The sequence below is a fragment of the Mesorhizobium sp. CAU 1741 genome (assembly GCF_039839275.1).
Lineage (GTDB): Bacteria > Pseudomonadota > Alphaproteobacteria > Rhizobiales > Rhizobiaceae > Aerobium.
Window position 1 is genome coordinate 1 of the sequence record NZ_JBDOQP010000009.1, and the last position, 18,389, is coordinate 18,389.

At 62.6% G+C, this 18,389-nt stretch carries 23 protein-coding genes and 3 tRNA genes; 19 read left to right on the top strand and 7 right to left on the bottom strand.

The annotated features are described in order from the left end of the window. The 6 genes from AAFN84_RS24525 to AAFN84_RS24550 form a co-directional block, all read left to right on the top strand. Positions 1-253 (top strand): hypothetical protein (locus AAFN84_RS24525; RefSeq protein WP_347515703.1); only part of this gene is annotated, 253 nt, incomplete at its 5' end. Next, entirely contained in the window at positions 250-1,332 is a 1,083-nt protein-coding gene (locus AAFN84_RS24530; RefSeq protein ID WP_347517371.1) for a hypothetical protein, read from the top strand. The genes AAFN84_RS24525 and AAFN84_RS24530, both read left to right, overlap by 4 nt. 60 nt (positions 1,333-1,392) lie before the next feature. Then, positions 1,393-2,172 (top strand): N-acetylmuramidase family protein, encoded by a 780-nt coding sequence (locus tag AAFN84_RS24535; RefSeq protein ID WP_347517372.1) that lies wholly within the window; start codon positions 1,393-1,395, stop codon positions 2,170-2,172. Between the two features lies 1 nt (position 2,173). Further along, positions 2,174-2,374, top strand: a complete 201-nt coding sequence (locus AAFN84_RS24540) for a hypothetical protein (protein WP_347517373.1) — start codon at positions 2,174-2,176, stop codon at positions 2,372-2,374. Positions 2,375-2,802: 428 nt separating this feature from the next. Then, the gene (locus AAFN84_RS24545) at positions 2,803-3,021 is read left to right on the top strand and encodes a hypothetical protein (protein ID WP_347517374.1); all 219 of its coding nucleotides are present in this window, start codon (positions 2,803-2,805) and stop codon (positions 3,019-3,021) included. Positions 3,022-3,082: 61 nt separating this feature from the next. After that, complete coding sequence (locus AAFN84_RS24550; RefSeq protein WP_347517375.1) at positions 3,083-3,442, top strand: hypothetical protein; 360 nt, start codon at positions 3,083-3,085, stop codon at positions 3,440-3,442. A gap of 1 nt (position 3,443) precedes the next feature. Here the strand turns inward: AAFN84_RS24550 and AAFN84_RS24555 are convergent, their stop codons facing one another. From AAFN84_RS24555 to AAFN84_RS24575, 5 genes are all read right to left on the bottom strand, one after another. Further along, positions 3,444-3,680 carry a hypothetical protein gene (locus AAFN84_RS24555; protein WP_347517376.1) on the bottom strand — a complete coding sequence of 79 codons (237 nt, stop codon included), beginning with the start codon at positions 3,678-3,680 and terminating at the stop codon, positions 3,444-3,446. Continuing rightward, positions 3,677-4,039 carry a hypothetical protein gene (locus tag AAFN84_RS24560; RefSeq protein WP_347517377.1) on the bottom strand — a complete coding sequence of 121 codons (363 nt, stop codon included), beginning with the start codon at positions 4,037-4,039 and terminating at the stop codon, positions 3,677-3,679. The genes AAFN84_RS24555 and AAFN84_RS24560 overlap by 4 nt, the downstream gene beginning before the upstream one ends. A gap of 15 nt (positions 4,040-4,054) precedes the next feature. Next, the gene (locus AAFN84_RS24565) at positions 4,055-4,357 is read right to left on the bottom strand and encodes a hypothetical protein (protein ID WP_347517378.1); all 303 of its coding nucleotides are present in this window, start codon (positions 4,355-4,357) and stop codon (positions 4,055-4,057) included. A gap of 111 nt (positions 4,358-4,468) precedes the next feature. Next, positions 4,469-4,729: a hypothetical protein gene (locus AAFN84_RS24570; RefSeq protein WP_347517379.1), complete on the bottom strand. Its 261-nt coding sequence runs from the start codon at positions 4,727-4,729 to the stop codon at positions 4,469-4,471. Continuing rightward, complete coding sequence (locus AAFN84_RS24575) at positions 4,726-4,950, bottom strand: hypothetical protein (RefSeq protein WP_347517380.1); 225 nt, start codon at positions 4,948-4,950, stop codon at positions 4,726-4,728. The genes AAFN84_RS24570 and AAFN84_RS24575 overlap by 4 nt, the downstream gene beginning before the upstream one ends. Positions 4,951-5,260: 310 nt before the next feature. On the opposite strand from AAFN84_RS24575, the gene AAFN84_RS24580 reads away from it, so the two are divergent. Beyond that, a complete protein-coding gene (locus AAFN84_RS24580) occupies positions 5,261-5,704 on the top strand; it encodes an Rrf2 family transcriptional regulator (protein ID WP_347517381.1) in 444 nt (147 codons plus the stop codon). Here AAFN84_RS24580 and AAFN84_RS24585 read toward each other — a convergent pair. After that, complete coding sequence (locus AAFN84_RS24585) at positions 5,695-7,134, bottom strand: PAS domain-containing protein (protein ID WP_347517382.1); 1,440 nt, start codon at positions 7,132-7,134, stop codon at positions 5,695-5,697. The two genes, AAFN84_RS24580 and AAFN84_RS24585, sit on opposite strands and share 10 nt — an antisense overlap. Positions 7,135-7,359: 225 nt before the next feature. On the opposite strand from AAFN84_RS24585, the gene AAFN84_RS24590 reads away from it, so the two are divergent. Next, entirely contained in the window at positions 7,360-7,536 is a 177-nt protein-coding gene (locus AAFN84_RS24590) for a hypothetical protein (protein ID WP_347517383.1), read from the top strand. Between the two features lie 5 nt (positions 7,537-7,541). Here the strand turns inward: AAFN84_RS24590 and AAFN84_RS24595 are convergent, their stop codons facing one another. After that, positions 7,542-8,399, bottom strand: coding sequence for an RNA methyltransferase (locus AAFN84_RS24595; RefSeq protein WP_347517385.1), 858 nt, complete (start codon positions 8,397-8,399; stop codon positions 7,542-7,544). A gap of 195 nt (positions 8,400-8,594) precedes the next feature. Between AAFN84_RS24595 and AAFN84_RS24600 the strand changes: the two genes are divergently transcribed. The 11 genes from AAFN84_RS24600 to rpoB all read left to right on the top strand — a co-directional run bounded on the left by AAFN84_RS24600 (position 8,595) and on the right by rpoB (position 18,360). Beyond that, a tRNA-Tyr gene (locus AAFN84_RS24600) sits at positions 8,595-8,679 on the top strand. Positions 8,680-8,702: 23 nt separating this feature from the next. Then, a tRNA-Gly gene (locus AAFN84_RS24605) sits at positions 8,703-8,776 on the top strand. Positions 8,777-8,953: 177 nt separating this feature from the next. Beyond that, positions 8,954-10,129: an elongation factor Tu gene (gene tuf / locus AAFN84_RS24610; protein WP_347517386.1), complete on the top strand. Its 1,176-nt coding sequence runs from the start codon at positions 8,954-8,956 to the stop codon at positions 10,127-10,129. 170 nt (positions 10,130-10,299) lie between these two features. Beyond that, positions 10,300-10,375 (top strand) — tRNA-Trp (locus AAFN84_RS24615). 262 nt (positions 10,376-10,637) lie between these two features. After that, positions 10,638-10,841, top strand: coding sequence for a preprotein translocase subunit SecE (secE, locus tag AAFN84_RS24620; RefSeq protein WP_347517387.1), 204 nt, complete (start codon positions 10,638-10,640; stop codon positions 10,839-10,841). Between the two features lie 27 nt (positions 10,842-10,868). After that, a complete protein-coding gene (gene nusG, locus AAFN84_RS24625) occupies positions 10,869-11,408 on the top strand; it encodes a transcription termination/antitermination protein NusG (protein ID WP_347517388.1) in 540 nt (179 codons plus the stop codon). A gap of 156 nt (positions 11,409-11,564) precedes the next feature. Then, a complete protein-coding gene (gene rplK / locus AAFN84_RS24630; protein WP_347517389.1) occupies positions 11,565-11,993 on the top strand; it encodes a 50S ribosomal protein L11 in 429 nt (142 codons plus the stop codon). 4 nt (positions 11,994-11,997) lie between these two features. Next, complete coding sequence (gene rplA, locus AAFN84_RS24635) at positions 11,998-12,702, top strand: 50S ribosomal protein L1 (RefSeq protein ID WP_347517390.1); 705 nt, start codon at positions 11,998-12,000, stop codon at positions 12,700-12,702. Positions 12,703-13,040: 338 nt separating this feature from the next. Then, entirely contained in the window at positions 13,041-13,559 is a 519-nt protein-coding gene (gene rplJ, locus AAFN84_RS24640) for a 50S ribosomal protein L10 (protein ID WP_347517391.1), read from the top strand. 54 nt (positions 13,560-13,613) lie between these two features. After that, a complete protein-coding gene (rplL, locus tag AAFN84_RS24645) occupies positions 13,614-13,991 on the top strand; it encodes a 50S ribosomal protein L7/L12 (protein ID WP_347517392.1) in 378 nt (125 codons plus the stop codon). A 202-nt stretch (positions 13,992-14,193) separates the two neighbouring features. Then, on the top strand, positions 14,194-18,360 hold the full coding sequence (gene rpoB, locus AAFN84_RS24650; RefSeq protein WP_347517393.1) for a DNA-directed RNA polymerase subunit beta: 4,167 nt from the start codon (positions 14,194-14,196) through the stop codon (positions 18,358-18,360). The last annotated feature ends 29 nt before the right edge of the window (positions 18,361-18,389 follow it).

Here is an 18,389-nt window from a genome sequence, read left to right on the forward strand (position 1 = left end):
CGTGACGATCGGCGCCGCCGGCCGGACGCTCGCCAACCCGACAAATCAGATCGCCGGCAAGAGCGGATTCCTGAACGTGGCGCAGGACGGCACGGGCGGGCGCACGATCACGAACTGGGGCAGCAACTTCGTCTGGTGCGGTGATCAGCCGGACTGGCCCACGGCGGCCAATGCCGTCACCAAGATCGCCTATTTCGTGCGCACCGCCGGGAGCAAGATCGAACTGTCATTCGCCGGGAACATGGCATCGTGAACCTGCTCGGCCCCGCACTCTTTCTTGGCTGGAACGCGGTCTTTAAAGGCGCGATCAACCATGTCGCCATGGCTGTCGACGTGTTGACGGTAGGCGCGCACAAGACATCCAACCTGCACTATCGCATCGCCGGCAACGGCCTGATCTGGCATGAGGCGCTTATCAAAGGCGATCTCGCCGCATACACCACAAGCAATGGCGGGCCAGGCGCGTTCGAATGCTTCGGCATCGTGCGCTTCAAAGGCGCGTGGTATGCCCATGGCGCGATCTGGACCAGTTCAACGGCAAACACCGGCGCGATCTTCCGGACGACGGACGGGCGCACCTGGGACCTGCTGTCCGTGCCATATGCCAGCGACGGCCCGAGCACGGCCGCAAGCCTTCGCGAGTATCGCTTTGCCGCTGCCAATGACGACTACATCGTCGCACTGAAGCCGACCGGCGAGTTTGTCTATTCCAGCAATGGCACAAGCTGGTCGGGGCGCGATGACCTGATCGGGTACGATGGCGGGTTCGGCCCTGTCGACGTCGCTCGCGGGCTTGCCGCGACATCTGGTGGCATCACCGTCGTCGGCCGTGTGAACGCCTCGACTGGCCAGCGCTTCAAGACAGCATCGACGCCATCCGGCACATTCACCGACCGCGGCGCCTTCGTGGCTGATCGCAACATCACCGCATTCGCGCAGGGCAACATCGTGCTTGCCATTTCCGCTCCATCCGCGCCGCTGCAGCGCTCGGCTTATGCCGTGGCCAGCAATCTCGCGACATGGGCGGACGCCGGTCTGACCGAAACCAGCACGATCAACAAGGCATTCTTCGCCCTCGACCACTGGTATGCAGGATCCGACGACGACTGGCTCGTATCGGAAGGCTCGTTGGGCACACCCGGTGTCGGCGGCTGGACGCCTGTCGCGGTGCCGTGGGACGGCGAAAGCGTGACCGTGGGGTACGAGTACGACGACCGCGCCTATGTGCATTTCGGTGACGGGCAGATCGCCTATAGCGACGATGGCGAGGCGTGGGAAGAAGCCGTAGCGCCCAACCTTGCCGCCAAGCCGTATTTCGCGGCCGCTGCCTAAGCCAGCCTTCAACCCAGACTGAAACGACCAGCCGCCCGGAAACGGGGGAAGGATGAACCTATGGATTTCGTAGGCAAGGCGTTGCCGTTGAACGACGGCGACGTGAGAATCATTGCTGGCTATCTTGGCTGCGAGATCGCGGTGCTGCGCGCGGTGCTGCAGATCGAGGCAGCGGGCAAGGGCTTCGACACGAAGCGCCGGCCCAAGATGCTGTTCGAGCCGCACATCTTCTATCGCGAGCTCGGACCTGGCTCAAATCGCACACGCGCGGTCAAGGAAGGTCTGGCCTATGCCAAATGGAAGGCTGGGGCGTATCCGTCCGACAGCTATCCACGCCTGATCAAGGCGATGGCGATCCAGCGCGACGCGGCGCTGCGCTCGGCTTCGTGGAACCTGGGACAGGTGATGGGCTTCAATCACGAAGCTGCCGGCTTCCGCGACGTGGTGTCGTTTGTCGAGGCGATGAAGCACTCCGAGGGCGCCGGGCTCTACGCCATGGCGCGGTTCATTGTCAGCAATGGGCTCCAGCGCCACCTGCGCGACAAGAACTGGGCGGGCTTTGCCAAGGGCTACAACGGGTCCGGCTATGCCAAGCACGGCTACCACACGAAGCTTGCGAACGCCTATGCGAAGCGGCCGGCAGCCGAGAAGATCATCCCGCCGCCGTCGACAGCCGCCGAACTTGACGCGCTGATCGGCAAGGCAGCCCCACCAGCGCCGGCAAAGCCAGTTCCGGCTCCATCGCACGCGCCGACGCCCAAGCCCGCTCCTGCGCCTGTGCAGGCGCCGTGGTGGGAGCGTCTGCTCACCTTCATCATGAAACTCATCAAGCGAGGCTGACATGGGTGCCATCATTCGTATCGCGTTGCGCTACGCGACATTCCCGCTGCTCTATTACGGTGTCATCACCGAGCATGAGGCGAGCGATCTGATCGCCGATCCAGAGATTGCGCAGTGGGCAAGCCTGGCGCTCGGCGTGGTCGCGCCGATCATCAGCGAAGGCTGGTACCTGATGGCCAAGCGGCTGGGCTGGAGGACGTGATGGAACGAAAAGCATGGCTCTGCCCGGCGTGCGAGAAGCATCACGCTCCGCACGTTGACACCTGCCCAGGCGTGACAGTGGCTCTCCCCAGCTTCCCGCCTCTGCAGCCGTTCCCGACGATGATCCCGGCATGGGAGCCAGACCCAAAGCTCACGCCTTGGGCGCCGGGGCACCCGACCGTCACGTGCATTGGGAAAGTGCCGATCGACCCGAGCACGTTCGTGATGAACGGCGAGACGCGCGCAATTGTAGGAGCGCACTGATGTTCGCCCTGTTCGATTGGCTGAAACTCGGCATAGGCGCGACCGTAGGGGCTGCCGTGGTCGCGCTGCCGGCATATCTCGTGGGAATAGGCGAGGGGCGCCAGAGAGAGCGTGCAGACGCGCTTGAGCGATCCATGGAACTCATTCGCGACAGGAGCGAAACCAATGCTGAAATCCGCCGCATGGATGATCGTGCTCTTTGCTCTGAGCTCGGGGGCAAGTGGTTGCCAGTCGAAAGCCGGTGTGAATGACGGCGCCGGCTTCGCGCTGCTGACGCCATCGGCCGAGACGCGGTCATTCATCATCGCCAACGACCGGCCCTTTGCCGAGCAGGTCGCAGGCCACAATCGGACGTGCATGGCTCTGCCGGCCTGCACGAAATAGCCGAACCATCACCATCGCAGAACGTTTCTAAGGGGCTGGGGCATTGGCCGAGGACAAAGAGATGAACGTCACCACGCCTTCTTTCGAATGGAAGTGGAACATCAACACCGTGGCGGTTCTCGTCGGCTTCAGCGCCGGCTTTATCGCATGGGGCTATACCTTGGCGGAACTGGAGACAGGGCGCACCACGAACGCGGCCAATATCGAATCTCTCACGCGGCGCATCAGCATCGTGGAGAACGAATCACGCATGCTGGCCAATCACGAGCTGCGCATCACAAACGTAGAGCGACAGGCGGTGGATGCCGCAAGCGCAATGCGCGCCGTAGAGGCCTCGCTCAACTCGCTCGCGGCCGACATGAAGGTCACGCGGGAAATTCTACAGCGCTTGGAAGCCGCCCAGAGCCGCGGTCGGCCGTAGCCTAGCCGTCCGGATGCTCAAAGACCTCAAGCCGCCGGATCGCCGCATGCAGGCTCGCAAGCCGCTTTTGGCCAAGCGCAATAATGTCATCCACCATGCCCGGTGTCAGCGAGGCCTCACCTGATGCCAGGCGGCGCATATGCCGATCCGACATTTTGAGCTCTCGCGCGAGCTCGGACTGCCAGCGAGGGCCATAGAGCGCCTCGCCAACCTCCTGAATAACCGTTCCCGTCGTCATTTGCGCATCCAATATATGGTTTCGTCGTTGGCGATGCCCTTGTCGATCGTGTTCGATCCGAGCAGGCGCGCCGCCTCGCGCACGTCGTCGTCAGTCGGGATTGCTATCTCGTCTACAGTGTCGGGCAGCGCCTCCCAGACAGTCACATCAACGCCTGCGGGCAAATTCTCGGTGTCGACATGTTCGTCAGGCCTGGCGGGTAGCATCGCTTTCCCTTCCGATCCCAGCCATCCGAGAATGAGGCGTGCCTTTCCGGCGGCGATGACGACTTGCTGGCGGGATGATGGGGTCCAGCCGAGGGCGCTGAACTGTTCCATCCGGCGGGTCACGGCTTGCTTGAGTGTTGGCACAGTGTTCATCTCTACCCCTCCCGATCAGCCGTAGAATGCGCCGTTCTTGTTGTACATCTCGTAGGCAAGATTGATCGACTGCTTCGGATCGCAGTTGCCGCGTGCTGCGGCGGCTTCGAACGCCTGGCGGAAATCATCCGCACAGATGTGATCGGCGGCGATCTCCCAGCGAAAGCCGCGAGCATCCTTGCGGCAATAGGCGCCGCGCATATTCTTCAACTTGGCAACCAGAGCCTTGTCGAACTTGGCGGGGGAGTAGGCGTTGAGGAAATCGCCGTTGCTGGCGGTGGTGACGAAAACTTCGCAGGTGGCGGCGGTGATGGTCATCTTCGGGTCTCCTACCCAGTTCCGGCGGGGCCAATCCCCTTCCGTTTGATGTCCTAAATGTAGGACGTCACAATGGCTTTCGCAAGCACAATCGACATGACCGCTGCATTTTTATCCGCCCGCCATCCTCGACGGCGGGTCCAGCCGCAGCCCGACATCCTTCGAGCCACACCGCAGACAATAGAGATGCGGCACCAGGTCATCATGCATCGAGCTATGGTCGCGCCCGAGCTTCGCGGCCAGCTTCTCCAGATCCAGCCACTTCCACCAGTTGCACGGCGCTCCGTCGCGCCACACGTTGCAGCACACGGCGATGCGATAGCCTTCGTCCAGGCAGATGCCGATGGTGTTGATGGTGACGGGGTGGGTCATTCTTCCTCGTGCGCGCGCATCATATCCAGCAAGGTTATGTCGAGCGCCCGGCATAGCGCGTGCGCGGCGAGCATCTTGCCATTATCGCTGATGCCCTCATCGCACATGCCGTTGCTTATGGCTTCGATAGCCATTTCGATGCATGCCTCACGGTCGTCGCACCGGTCAATCTCAAGGGCCTTTGCTCGCGTCGATTCGTAGCGGTACGCGTTGGCAATCATCTAAGCTCCTTCCATGCCTTGCCATTGTTCATTCATTTTACAGTCCATGTTGGGCCGCACTGATTCTGTTGGGTTTTCTCGGCTTCCATTTTACACCAGAAATCTGCTATCGTCTTGCTTTCCCTTGACATGCGCAGAGATTTGTAATCAGGGGGTCGCGGGTTCAAATCCTGCCGGGGGCACCATCTCAGTTTTTCGACATGGCTGGCATTTCACGCGGTCGAGGCACTGCGGGGTCAGCGCTGGCCAATCGGTCTGGCAGCGTCGAAAGTGCATTGAGCACGGCTGGCATTGACCGGATGGAGACGACATGCGCCACGATACACGCCTCTCGCGGTTGCTCCATGTACTGCTCCACATGGCCGATAGCGACCACCCGATGACATCGGAGCATATCGCCCGGATGCTCGGTTCGAACCCGGTGGTGGTGCGCCGCATCATGGCAGGACTGCGCGAGCGCGGATACGTCAGCTCGGAAAAGGGCCATGGCGGCGGGTGGCGGCTGGCGACCCCGCTCGATCACATCACCGTGCTAGATGTCTATAAGAGCCTGGGTGAGCCTGATTTGTTCGCCTTCGGCCTGTCGGATCCGGCGCCGCGCTGCCTGGTCGAGCGCACGGTGAACGAGACGGTGTCCGGGACCATCGCGATGGCGAGGCAGGCGCTGCTCGGCCGCTTCGCCGAGCTGAAGCTGTCGCAGATTGCCAGCGAGCTGGGCGATCGTGCCAGGCACGCGCCGCATCCCTATTCCTGAATGCTCGCCAAATCGGCGCGCACGGTGCAGGTCAGGCCCGTGGGCGCAAAGTCGATGTCGACGTCGCACGAACGCGCGCCCGACAGCCCGGCATTGATGAGCCGCGTTCCGGAGCCGGCAGATGTCGGCGGGGATACGCGCGGCCCGCCATCCTCGCGCCAGGCGAGCTCGAACTCCTGATCGTTGCCGGTCGCGTCGCCGCGCCATTCGATCGAAACGGAGCCGGTGTCGTTGGACAACGCACCATATTTCACGGCGTTGGTCGAAAGCTCGTGCAGGATCAGCGACAGCGACAGGGCTGCCTGGGACCCGATCTTCATCTCCGGTCCACGAATGAAGAAACGCTGCGACCGCTCGCCGCTGAGAAGGCCGACCGTATTGTCGACGATTTCCCCGACGGTGGTGTATTCCGACGTGCCTGAGATCAGGCTGTCGTGGGCAGCGGCCAGAGCGCGCAGCCGCGCGGATATGCCGCCGCGCGCCGTTTCCACGTCGGGGCTGGCGCGCAGCGTCTGGTTGACGATGGCCTGGACGATGGCAAGCTGGTTCTTCAATCGGTGGCCGAGCTCCCGGTTCTGCAGCGTGCGCAGCCGTTCCGCCTCGACCTTGTCGGTGACGTCGTGTCCCTGGACGAAGATGCCGCTGACCTTACCGTCTTCCGCGAAGATCGGCTGGTAGATGAAGTCGAGATATCGCTCCGAGGCCTCGGAGCCGTCATCCGACATCAGCGTCAGCCCGACGCCTTCGCCGATGAAATGTTCGCCTGACGTATAGACCCGGTCGAGAATGTCGACGAAGCCTTGGCCGATGATTTCAGGCAGCGCGTCGATCACCGACTTACCTAGAATCTCGCGGCCCCCGACGAGGCGGGTATAGGCCTCGTTGGCCAGGATGAAAGTGTGGGCGGGGCCGGCGAGGATCGCCATGAAGCCCGGCGCCTGCTCGAACATGTCCTGCAGCATTTCATGTTCGGCGGTGATCGCCTGGTTGACGGCCTGAACTTCGCGGGCGCGTTGCAGTACGCCGGCCTCGGCGATCTGGTCGCGCGCACCGCGTTCGCGCAGGCGCTGCAGTTCCGTCACGTCGACAGTGTGCTGGAGAATGTAGCGGAAGGTCCCGTCGCGATCGAAGATCGGCGTGTGGGTGGCGCTCCAGTAGCGCATTTTCGGCGGCTCGCCGGGTGCCGACGTGTCGTAGGGGATGACCGCGATATGGTCGCGCTCGTGAGTCGCGATGACCCGTTCGAGCGAGCGCCTCAGGAGAACGTGGCTGGGGCTGTCGGGCGCGCTCGGGAATGCGTCGAACAGGTTCTTGCCGGCGATGTCGTCGACCTGCCTTCGCCCGACTGCATGCAGGTACGCTTCGTTGCAGCCAACGATCGCCAGCGATTCATCGAAGATGACATAGGCGTTGGGAGAGTGGTGGAACAACGCCCCGATATCGAGGGATTCGGTATTGATTCGACGAAACAGAGTGAATGCCCCGATGCAAGAACGCGAAAATGAACAATATTAGCAGGTGCGTAGCTTAGCGTTGCCCGTGGCGCGCGTGAAGGGCCAATTCCACTGACGTTGCGAGATATGTCGGGGCCGCCTTCAAAACCGTTGCCATGGCACCCACATCTCCACGTATCTGGTCCGAACAGGGAGTGGCCGATGTTGCGTTTCGCCTTGATCGCCGTTGCATTGCTGGCCGCAGCCTGGCTGCTGGTGAGGCTCTGGAACGAGATGCGCCGGACTGATGTCGATTGGCGCGGGATGGCATTCGCCGCGGGTTTTGTGGCTCTGGCCGTCTATCTTAGCCAGGTGACCGATATTGGCGGCTTCGGATAAGCCGCTCATGACTGGCGGGACAGGTGCCGTCCGGCCGTATAAAGCGCCACCGCGGCCGCATTCGACACATTGAGCGAACGGATCGGGCCGGGCATGTCCAGCCGCGCAAGCGCCGTTACGGTCTGGCGGGTCTTCTGGCGCAGCCCCTTTCCCTCGGACCCAAGCACCAGTGCGACGCGCGCAGCCGAAAATGTCCGCTCCAGTTCCTCCGGACCTTCCGAGTCGAGGCCGATCGTCTGGAAGCCCGCCTCGTGCAGTTCCTCGAGCGCGTCGGAAAGGTTGCGCACCTCGACATGGTCGATGTGTTCGAGGGCCCCGGAAGCCGATTTTGCCAGGACGCCGGTTTCCGCCGGGCTGTGACGAGCGGTGGTGATCAGCGCGCCCGCGCCAAAGGCAACGGCCGAACGCATGATGGCACCGACATTGTGCGGGTCCGTCACCTGGTCGAGGACCAACACCAGCCGCGTGTCATCCATTGCCGACAGCCGCTTGGGCTTGAGCGGCTCGGCCTCGAGCAAAACACCCTGGTGCACGGCGTCGCCACCGACGATGCGGTCGATGTCGCGGGGCTCGACGATCTCGCCGGGAAAGGCGAGCGCAAGCGGTTCGGCAAGGTCGAGCCGGGCCATCGCATTGCGGGTGACCAGCAAGCGGCGAATCCTGCGCGCCGGATTGTCGAGGGCGGCCCGTACGGTGTGCAGTCCGTAAAGCCGCACCAGCCCATCCGCGGGCAGGGGGCCATCGGCCGGGCGAGGGCGGCGCGGCGCGGCCTGTCCCTCGCCGCCGCCTTTCTCGCGGTGGGCGCGGCGAAGCTTTGCGTAGTGGGTGTCCTTGGACGTGCCGGATTTTTTCTGATCGCTCATGCGCTCTCTATAGCGCTGGTCCGGCAAAATGAATACGGTCGCGATGACGGTGCCGGCACGGGCCGAAAATTGACGTAGACTGCGGTTGACACGCGAGACCCGTAAAGCCATAAGGCGCTCGCGGATTTTCGGCGGCGGCCACGGCCCTCAACGAAGATCCCATGCGTGCCACGTCACATGGCTCCGGCGCAGTACGGAGGGATGCCCGAGTGGTTAAAGGGGACGGACTGTAAATCCGTTGGCTATGCCTACGTTGGTTCAAATCCAACTCCCTCCACCACTGCGCACCGGTAGCCATCAAGGGCGGGTATAGCTCAATGGTAGAGCAGCAGCCTTCCAAGCTGAATACGCGGGTTCGATTCCCGCTACCCGCTCCAGTTCATTGAATGACCGGCAGTGCAGCGCGGCGCCAGTACCACGGGTGCCGGCGCAGGGCCGGCGTTTTCATGCCAATCCGGCCTGTCGCGGCAAGGGGGCTTGTGTTTTCCAGCGTCAGTCGCTAATCGCCCGCATCTGAAAACAAACCGCATCCACGGCGCCAAAGGGATAAAACAATGGCCAAAGGTAAATTTGAGCGTAACAAGCCGCATGTGAACATTGGCACGATTGGTCACGTTGACCATGGCAAGACGTCGCTGACGGCTGCGATCACGAAGTATTTTGGCGAGTACCGCGCCTATGACCAGATTGACGCGGCGCCTGAGGAGAAGGCCCGCGGCATCACGATCTCGACGGCGCATGTCGAGTACGAGACGGAAGCGCGTCACTACGCGCATGTCGACTGCCCTGGCCACGCTGACTACGTGAAGAACATGATCACGGGTGCCGCGCAGATGGACGGCGCGATCCTGGTTGTTTCGGCTGCCGACGGCCCGATGCCGCAGACGCGCGAGCACATTCTTCTGGCGCGCCAGGTTGGCGTTCCGGCGATCGTTGTGTTCCTGAACAAGGTCGACCAGGTCGACGATCCGGAGCTTCTCGAGCTTGTCGAGCTCGAGGTTCGCGAGCTTCTGTCGATGTACGAGTTCCCGGGCGACGACATTCCGATCGTTGCGGGTTCGGCGCTTGCGGCACTTGAGGATTCCAACAAGGAGATCGGCGAGGACGCGGTCCGCAAGCTGATGGCCGAAGTGGACAAGTACATCCCGACGCCGGAGCGTCCGATCGACCAGCCGTTCCTGATGCCGATCGAGGACGTGTTCTCGATTTCGGGTCGCGGCACGGTCGTGACGGGTCGCGTGGAGCGCGGCATCGTGAAGGTCGGCGAGGAAGTCGAGATCGTCGGCATCCGCAACACGTCGAAGACGACGGTGACGGGCGTCGAGATGTTCCGCAAGCTGCTCGACCAGGGCCAGGCGGGCGACAACATCGGCGCGCTGATCCGTGGCGTTGGCCGCGAGGACGTCGAGCGTGGTCAGGTTCTGTGCAAGCCGGGTTCGGTTAAGCCGCACACGAAGTTCAAGGCCGAGGCGTACATCCTGACGAAGGAGGAGGGTGGCCGTCACACGCCGTTCTTCACCAACTATCGTCCGCAGTTCTACTTCCGCACGACGGACGTGACGGGCATCGTGACGCTGCCGGAAGGCACGGAAATGGTGATGCCGGGCGACAACGTGACGGTGGACGTGACGCTGATCGTGCCGATCGCGATGGAAGAGAAGCTGCGCTTCGCCATCCGTGAAGGCGGCCGCACCGTCGGCGCCGGCATCGTCGCCTCGATCACCGAATAAGGCTTCGGCAGAATTGCCGGCAACGGGCGGTCTTCGGGCCGCCCGTTTTGCATTTCAGGGATCGGTTGCCGTCAGCGCCGCGGAAAATGCTCGCGTAAGCGCTGCCAATCGCGAATGTGCACTTGCGCGCCGCCAAAAGAGGAAATAGGAAGGCGTCGCATCGGCGATGCAGGGGTATAGCTCAGTTGGTAGAGCGGCGGTCTCCAAAACCGCAGGTCGCAGGTTCGAGCCCTGCTGCCCCTGCCATTCCGGTCCGTGCCGCGCCCCGGCATGGTCCCGGCAGCCAGCAATTCCCGGATAGGCTCTTGCAAGTTTGCCCGTTCGGTTTTATGTAGGGCGAACAGACGCGAGGCGCGTGGGGCCTGGATTAGGCTCAACGCGCCTGAATTGCATGGCTGAATGTCGGTCGGTGATTCGTGTCTGTCAGGGCGGATGGTGTTGGCCGTCCAGCTTGCGGGATTGAAGTTTCATGCTCCGGGTCACACGGGGCAATAATAAAGAGCGGCAGATGGCGTCCAAGACTACCAATCCCTTCGTTTTCCTGCAGCAGGTGCGGACCGAGACCTCGAAGGTCACGTGGCCCTCCCGGCGGGAAACGATGATCTCGACGATCATGGTGATGGGATTTGCGTGTCTGGCAGCTGCCTTTTTCTTTGCCTCCGATCAGATCATCGCCTTTGCGATCGAGCTGATTCTGGGCATCGGGCGATAGCGCCGGCGACTACGGAGAATTTTGAACATGACTGCGCGGTGGTACATTGTCCACGCCTATTCGAATTTCGAGAAGAAGGTCGCCGAAGACATTGAGAACAAGGCCAAGCAGAAGGGCCTGAGCGCTCAGATCGAGCAGATCGTCGTTCCGACCGAGAAGGTCGTGGAGATTCGGCGTGGCAAGAAGGTCGATGCGGAGCGCAAGTTCTTTCCCGGCTACGTGCTCCTCAAGGCAAATCTGACGGATCAGGTGATCAGCCTGGTGAAGAACACGCCGCGCGTCACCGGGTTCCTTGGTGAGGACCCGCGCACGGCGAAGCCCGTTCCGATCTCCGAAAAAGAGGCCGAGCACATCCTGCACCAGGTGCAGGAGGGTGTGGAGCGCCCGAAGCCTTCTGTGACGTTCGAGGTCGGAGAGGCGGTGCGCGTTTCCGATGGCCCGTTCGCGTCGTTCAACGGTTTCGTTCAGGAAGTCGACGAAGAGCGTTCGCGCCTCAAGGTCGAGGTTTCGATCTTCGGCCGCGCGGTTCCTGTCGATCTGGAATTCGGTCAGGTCGAAAAGGGCTGACCGGAAATCCCGGTGCCGCTCGTGCGGGGCCGGGTCGCTGGCGGCGAAGGCCGCCGGTGAAGACTGGTGGGAGGGGCCGCGGCTTAGCCGGCCGCACGTTTCCGCACCACCGACTGCAACCGCCGGCATGGTCCGGCAGAACAATGAGGCAGAGCAATGGCTAAGAAAATTGCAGGCCAGCTGAAGCTCCAGGTAGCCGCGGGCTCGGCGACTCCGTCGCCCCCCATCGGTCCTGCGCTCGGTCAGCGCGGCATCAACATCATGGAATTCTGCAAGGCGTTCAATGCCGCCACGCAGGAGATGGAGAAGGGCCAGCCCATCCCCGTCGTCATCACCTACTATCAGGACAAGTCGTTCACCTTCGCGATGAAGACGCCGCCGGTGAGCTATTTCCTGAAGAAGGCCGCCAACCTGAAGTCGGGCTCCAAGGAGCCGGGCAAGTCTTCGGCCGGTTCGATCGGCCGCGACAAGGTGCGCGAAATCGCCGAGGCGAAGATGAAGGACCTGAACGCGAACGACGTCGAAGCCGCCATGCGCATGGTCGAAGGCTCCGCACGTTCCATGGGCCTGGAAGTGGTGGGCTGATACGATGGCTACGAAGAAACTCGCAAAGCGCGTCGCCAAGGCACGCGAGGGTATCGACCCCAACAAGCAGTACGACCTTTCGGAGGCGATCGGCCTTCTGAAGGACCGTGCCACCGCCAAGTTCGACGAGACCATCGAAGTTGCGATGAACCTCGGCGTCGACCCGCGTCACGCTGACCAGATGGTCCGCGGCGTGGTCAATCTGCCGAACGGCACGGGCCGTACCGTGCGCGTCGCCGTCTTCGCTCGTGGCGACAAGGCTGACGAGGCCAAGGCAGCCGGCGCCGACATCGTCGGTGCGGAAGATCTGGTCGAGACCGTCCAGAAGGGCGAGATCAATTTCGATCGTTGCATCGCAACGCCCGACATGATGCCGCTCGTCGGCCGTCTCGGCAAGGTGCTCGGCCCGCGCGGCATGATGCCGAACCCGAAGGTCGGCACGGTCACCACCGACGTTGCGGCCGCCGTCAAGGCGTCCAAGGGCGGCGCCGTCGAGTTCCGTGTCGAGAAGGCGGGCATCGTCCATGCCGGCGTCGGCAAGGTCTCGTTCGACGCCAAGGCGCTCGAAGAGAACATCAAGGCGTTTGCCGATGCGGTGATCAAGGCGAAGCCGACGGGTGCCAAGGGCAACTACGTCAAGCGCGTCGCGCTCACCTCGACGATGGGTCCGGGCCTCAAGCTCGATCCGGCAACAGTCACTGCGGCCTGAGGCCGTCAGATACCGAATTCCGGGTCCCGTCCGCGGGGTCCGGACACCGGAAGCGGCTCGCTGTTTCCGGTCTCCTGTCCGAGATTGTGGGTGATCGGCATCTGCCGATCTTAATTCGACCGAGCCTGCATGAGACGGGTGAGAACCGACAAGGGGCGAATGCCTCGTGGAAGTTCGAACCGTGTTGGCCTTTTGTCCGCGCGCCGGTTCTGCCGGTGGGTGAAAGGGGACAGGAACCCTCGAGCGTCGCTCGGGCCGGTTTCGGAAGGAAGCGTCCCGTGCGGCAAAAGGCAACCGACGACCGTTCGTAGTGGATGGTCGTCAACTGGAGAGTGGCAGTGGATAGAGCGGAAAAACGCGAATTCGTCACGGGCCTGAACGACGTGTTCAAGAGCACGGGTTCAGTGGTCGTGGCCCACTATGCCGGCCTCACCGTTGCGAACATGAACGATCTTCGTTCGAAGATGCGCGCAGCAGGTGGAACCGTCAAGGTCGCGAAGAACCGTCTCGCCGTTATCGCCCTTCAGGGTACGGAATCCGAAGGCATGAAGGATCTGTTCGTTGGACAGACCCTGATCGCCTATGCGGAAGATCCGGTCGCGGCCCCCAAGGTTGCAGCCGATTTCGCCAAGGGAAATGACAAGCTCGTCATTCTCGGCGGCGCGATGGGTGCATCCGTGCTCGATGCAGATGGTGTGAAGGCGCTTGCCACCATGCCGTCGCTGGACGAGCTCAGGGCCAAGATCGTCGGCATGATTCAAACGCCGGCAACCCGGATCGCCGCCGTCGTCAACGCTCCGGCAGGAAATCTTGCCCGCGTTATCGGCGCCTATGCCCGGAAGGACGAGACAGCGTAAGGCTGTTTCTTACAAACAACACAACCTTTGTTCGAACTTAAAGGAACTGAAAAAATGGCTGATCTCGCCAAGATCGTTGAAGACCTGTCGAGCCTGACCGTCCTCGAGGCCGCTGAGCTGTCGAAGATGCTCGAAGAGAAGTGGGGCGTTTCCGCCGCTGCTCCGGTGGCCGTTGCTGCCGCTGGCGGTGGTGCTGCTCCGGCCGAGGCCGCTGAGGAAAAGACCGAGTTCGACGTCATCCTGACGGATGCCGGCGCTCAGAAGATCAACGTGATCAAGGAAGTCCGTGCGATCACCGGCCTGGGCCTCAAGGAAGCCAAGGACCTGGTCGAGGGTGCTCCGAAGCCGGTCAAGGAAGCCGTGTCCAAGGACGAAGCCGAGAAGGTCAAGGCACAGCTCGAAGGCGCAGGCGCCAAGGTCGAGTTGAAGTAAGACCGCAAGTTTCCGGCGGGCAGGGCGATGGCCCCGCCCGCCGGGCTCGCGGACCGGACTGGTTCCGAAACCTCTTTCCTGTGGGCCGGCGGCGACCTTCAGGAAACGGGTTTTTACCCGTTTTAGATGGACCGCGCGTTTGTCGCGGTCAGCAAGTTTGGCGCTTAGCCAGCACGAAGCCAGAAGGCAGCAAGGAGCGACGATGGCCCAGACCCACACGTTCAATGGTCGCAGGCGCGTACGCAAGTTCTTCGGAAAGATTCCGGAAGTTGCGGAGATGCCGAACCTCATCGAGGTTCAGAAGGCATCCTATGATCAGTTTCTCATGGTGGACGAGCCGAAGGGCGGCCGTCCGGACGAGGGACTGCAGGCAGTTTTCAGGTCGGTATTCCCGATTTCCGACTTTTCGGGCGCCTCGATGCTCGAATTCGTCAAATATGAGTTCGAACTGCCGAAGTTCGACGTCGACGAGTGCCGCCAGCGCGACCTGACCTTCGCCGCCCCCCTCAAGGTGACGCTGCGCCTGATCGTGTTCGATATCGACGAGGATACCGGCGCGAAGTCGATCAAGGACATCAAGGAGCAGGACGTCTACATGGGCGACATGCCCCTGATGACGTCGAACGGCACGTTCATCATCAACGGCACCGAGCGCGTCATCGTCTCGCAGATGCACCGTTCGCCAGGCGTCTTCTTCGACCATGACAAGGGCAAGTCGCACTCGTCGGGCAAGCTGCTGTTCGCCGCGCGTGTCATCCCCTATCGCGGTTCGTGGCTCGACATCGAATTCGACTCCAAGGACGTCGTGCACGCCCGCATCGACCGGCGCCGCAAGATTCCGGCGACGTCGTTGCTGATGGCGCTCGGCATGGACGGCGAAGAAATCCTGTCGACCTTCTATGACAAGCTGACCTACGTGCGTGCGAAGGATCACTGGCGCATTCCCTATAATGCGGAGCGTTTCCGCGGGTTGAAGGCCGTCAACGACCTCGTCGATGCCGACACTGGCGAAGTCGTGGTCGAAGCCGGTCGCAAGATCACCGCGCGCCAGGCCAAGCAGCTCGCCGAAAAGGGCCTCAAGGCGATCAAGGCGACCGAGGACGATCTGATCGGCGCCTACCTTGCCGAGGACATCGTCGATCTCGAGACTGGCGAGATTCACCTGGAAGCGGGTGATGAGCTCGAAGTCACGGTCGACGCGAAGACCGGGGAGCGCAAGGGCAACCTCATAGACCTGATCAAGCTTGGCTACGAAGAGATCAAGGTTCTCGACATCGACCACGTGAACGTCGGCGGCTACATCCGCAATACGTTGGCTGTGGACAAGAACGAGAGCCGCCAGGACGCGCTGTTCGACATCTATCGTGTGATGCGCCCGGGCGAGCCGCCGACGATCGACACCGCCGAGGCGATGTTCAACTCGCTGTTCTTCGATTCCGAGCGTTATGATCTGTCGGCTGTCGGCCGCGTCAAGATGAACATGCGCCTGGAGCTGGACGCCGAGGACACCGTGCGCGTTCTGCGCAAGGAGGACATTCTTGCGGTCGTCAAGACGCTCGTCGAGCTGCGCGACGGCAAGGGCGAGATCGACGACATCGACAATCTCGGCAACCGCCGCGTGCGTTCGGTCGGCGAGCTGATGGAGAATCAGTACCGCGTCGGCCTGCTGCGCATGGAGCGCGCCATCAAGGAGCGCATGTCGTCGATCGAGATCGACACCGTCATGCCGCAGGACCTGATCAACGCCAAGCCGGCTGCTGCTGCCGTGCGTGAGTTCTTCGGCTCCTCGCAGCTTTCGCAGTTCATGGATCAGACCAACCCGCTGTCGGAGATCACCCACAAGCGCCGCCTGTCGGCGCTTGGACCCGGTGGCCTGACGCGTGAGCGCGCCGGCTTCGAAGTCCGCGACGTGCATCCGACCCACTATGGCCGCATCTGCCCGATCGAAACGCCGGAAGGCCCGAACATCGGTCTTATCAACAGCTTGGCGACATTTGCTCGCGTTAACAAGTACGGCTTCATCGAAAGCCCGTACCGGAAGATCGTCGACGGGAAGATCACGATGGACGTCGTCTATCTGTCGGCGATGGAAGAGGCCAAGCACTACGTCGCGCAGGCCAACGCCGAACTCGACGCGAATGGCTCGTTCACGGAAGAATTCGTGATCTGCCGCCATGCGGGCGAAGTGATGATGGCGCCGCGCGAGAACGTCGACCTGATGGACGTGTCGCCGAAGCAGCTCGTTTCGGTCGCAGCGGCGCTGATCCCGTTCCTCGAGAACGATGACGCCAACCGCGCGCTGATGGGCTCGAACATGCAGCGTCAGGCCGTGCCGCTGGTGCGCGCCGAGGCGCCGTTCGTCGGCACCGGCATGGAGCCGATCGTCGCCCGTGACTCCGGCGCCGCCATCGGCGCACGTCGCGGCGGCATCGTCGACCAGGTGGACGCGACCCGTATCGTCATCCGCGCCACGGAAGATCTCGATCCCGGCAAGTCGGGCGTCGACATCTACCGGCTGATGAAGTTCCAGCGTTCAAACCAGAATACCTGCATCAACCAGCGTCCGCTGGTTCGCATGGGCGACCTGGTGAACAAGGGCGACATTATCGCGGATGGTCCGTCGACCGATCTCGGCGATCTGGCCCTGGGCCGCAACGTGCTCGTCGCGTTCATGCCATGGAACGGCTACAACTACGAGGACTCCATCCTCCTGTCAGAGCGTATCGTCGCCGACGACGTCTTCACCTCGATCCACATCGAGGAGTTCGAGGTCATGGCGCGCGACACCAAGCTCGGGCCTGAGGAGATCACGCGCGACATTCCGAACGTCTCGGAAGAAGCGCTGAAGAACCTCGACGAGGCGGGCATCACTTATATCGGCGCCGAAGTGCAGCCGGGCGACATCCTGGTCGGCAAGATCACGCCGAAGGGCGAGAGCCCGATGACGCCGGAGGAAAAGCTCCTGCGCGCCATCTTCGGCGAGAAGGCGTCCGATGTCCGTGACACCTCCATGCGCATGCCGCCCGGAGCCTTCGGCACCGTCGTGGAAGTTCGTGTCTTCAACCGCCACGGCGTGGAGAAGGACGAGCGCGCCATGGCGATCGAGCGCGAGGAGATCGAGCGTCTTGCAAAGGACCGCGACGACGAGCAGGCGATTCTCGACCGCAACGTCTATTCGCGTCTGGCCGACGTGCTCACCGGCAAGGACGTCATCGCCGGACCAAAGGGCTTCAAGAAGGGCACCGCGCTGACGCGCGAGGCACTGACGGAGTACCCGCGGTCGCAGTGGTGGCAGTTCGCCGTCGAGGATGAGCGTCTGCAGAGCGAACTGGAAGCCCTGCGCGGCCAGTACGACGAGTCCAAGAAGGCGCTCGAGCAGCGCTTCATGGACAAGGTCGAGAAGGTGCAGCGCGGCGACGAGATGCCCCCCGGCGTCATGAAGATGGTCAAGGTCTTCGTGGCCGTGAAGCGCAAGATGCAGCCCGGCGACAAGATGGCCGGCCGTCACGGCAACAAGGGCGTCGTGTCGCGGATCGTTCCCGTCGAGGACATGCCGTTCCTCGAGGACGGCACGCATGCCGATATCGTGCTCAACCCGTTGGGCGTGCCGTCGCGCATGAATGTCGGACAGATCCTGGAAACGCACCTCGGCTGGGCGTGCTCGGGCATGGGCAGGAAGATCGGCGACCTGATCGAGGCGTACAAGTCGAGCGGTGACATCAAGCCGTTGCGCCAGACGATCGAGGCGATCATCCCGTCCAACGACCGCAACGAGCCGGTGCGCGACTATGACGACGAGTCCGTCGTGCTGCTCGGTGAGCAGATGAAGCGTGGCGTTTCGATCGCGACACCGGTCTTCGACGGTGCGCACGAGGCGGACATCGACGAGATGCTCGAGATGGCAGGACTGCACACGTCCGGCCAGTCGGTTCTCTACGATGGCCGTACGGGCGAGCCGTTCGACCGCAAGGTGACGATGGGCTACATCTACATGCTCAAGCTGCACCACCTGGTCGATGACAAGATCCACGCGCGTTCGATCGGACCTTACTCGCTCGTCACCCAGCAGCCGCTGGGCGGCAAGGCGCAGTTCGGTGGCCAGCGCTTCGGCGAGATGGAGGTCTGGGCGCTGGAAGCCTATGGCGCCGCCTACACCTTGCAGGAGATGCTGACGGTCAAGTCGGACGACGTGGCCGGCCGTACCAAGGTCTACGAGGCGATCGTGCGCGGCGACGACACGTTCGAGGCGGGCATCCCAGAGAGCTTCAACGTTCTCGTCAAGGAAATGCGTTCGCTCGGCCTCAACGTGGAACTGGAGAACTCGCTTCAGGACGAAGCGCCCGCGCGTCTGCCCGACGCGGCGGAGTAATGCGAAGACGCGCCACGGGGCAGGATGCC

Coding starts and splice junctions, on each gene's coding strand:
- AAFN84_RS24535 (WP_347517372.1), top strand. CDS start 1,393: ATGGATTTCGTAGGCAAGGCGTTGCCGTTGAACGACGGCGACGTGAGA.
- AAFN84_RS24540 (WP_347517373.1), top strand. CDS start 2,174: ATGGGTGCCATCATTCGTATCGCGTTGCGCTACGCGACATTCCCGCTG.
- AAFN84_RS24545 (WP_347517374.1), top strand. CDS start 2,803: ATGCTGAAATCCGCCGCATGGATGATCGTGCTCTTTGCTCTGAGCTCG.
- AAFN84_RS24550 (WP_347517375.1), top strand. CDS start 3,083: ATGAACGTCACCACGCCTTCTTTCGAATGGAAGTGGAACATCAACACC.
- AAFN84_RS24555 (WP_347517376.1), bottom strand. CDS start 3,680: ATGACGACGGGAACGGTTATTCAGGAGGTTGGCGAGGCGCTCTATGGC.
- AAFN84_RS24560 (WP_347517377.1), bottom strand. CDS start 4,039: ATGAACACTGTGCCAACACTCAAGCAAGCCGTGACCCGCCGGATGGAA.
- AAFN84_RS24565 (WP_347517378.1), bottom strand. CDS start 4,357: ATGACCATCACCGCCGCCACCTGCGAAGTTTTCGTCACCACCGCCAGC.
- AAFN84_RS24570 (WP_347517379.1), bottom strand. CDS start 4,729: ATGACCCACCCCGTCACCATCAACACCATCGGCATCTGCCTGGACGAA.
- AAFN84_RS24575 (WP_347517380.1), bottom strand. CDS start 4,950: ATGATTGCCAACGCGTACCGCTACGAATCGACGCGAGCAAAGGCCCTT.
- AAFN84_RS24580 (WP_347517381.1), top strand. CDS start 5,261: ATGCGCCACGATACACGCCTCTCGCGGTTGCTCCATGTACTGCTCCAC.
- AAFN84_RS24590 (WP_347517383.1), top strand. CDS start 7,360: ATGTTGCGTTTCGCCTTGATCGCCGTTGCATTGCTGGCCGCAGCCTGG.
- AAFN84_RS24595 (WP_347517385.1), bottom strand. CDS start 8,399: ATGAGCGATCAGAAAAAATCCGGCACGTCCAAGGACACCCACTACGCA.
- tuf (WP_347517386.1), top strand. CDS start 8,954: ATGGCCAAAGGTAAATTTGAGCGTAACAAGCCGCATGTGAACATTGGC.
- secE (WP_347517387.1), top strand. CDS start 10,638: ATGGCGTCCAAGACTACCAATCCCTTCGTTTTCCTGCAGCAGGTGCGG.
- nusG (WP_347517388.1), top strand. CDS start 10,869: ATGACTGCGCGGTGGTACATTGTCCACGCCTATTCGAATTTCGAGAAG.
- rplK (WP_347517389.1), top strand. CDS start 11,565: ATGGCTAAGAAAATTGCAGGCCAGCTGAAGCTCCAGGTAGCCGCGGGC.
- rplA (WP_347517390.1), top strand. CDS start 11,998: ATGGCTACGAAGAAACTCGCAAAGCGCGTCGCCAAGGCACGCGAGGGT.
- rplL (WP_347517392.1), top strand. CDS start 13,614: ATGGCTGATCTCGCCAAGATCGTTGAAGACCTGTCGAGCCTGACCGTC.
- rpoB (WP_347517393.1), top strand. CDS start 14,194: ATGGCCCAGACCCACACGTTCAATGGTCGCAGGCGCGTACGCAAGTTC.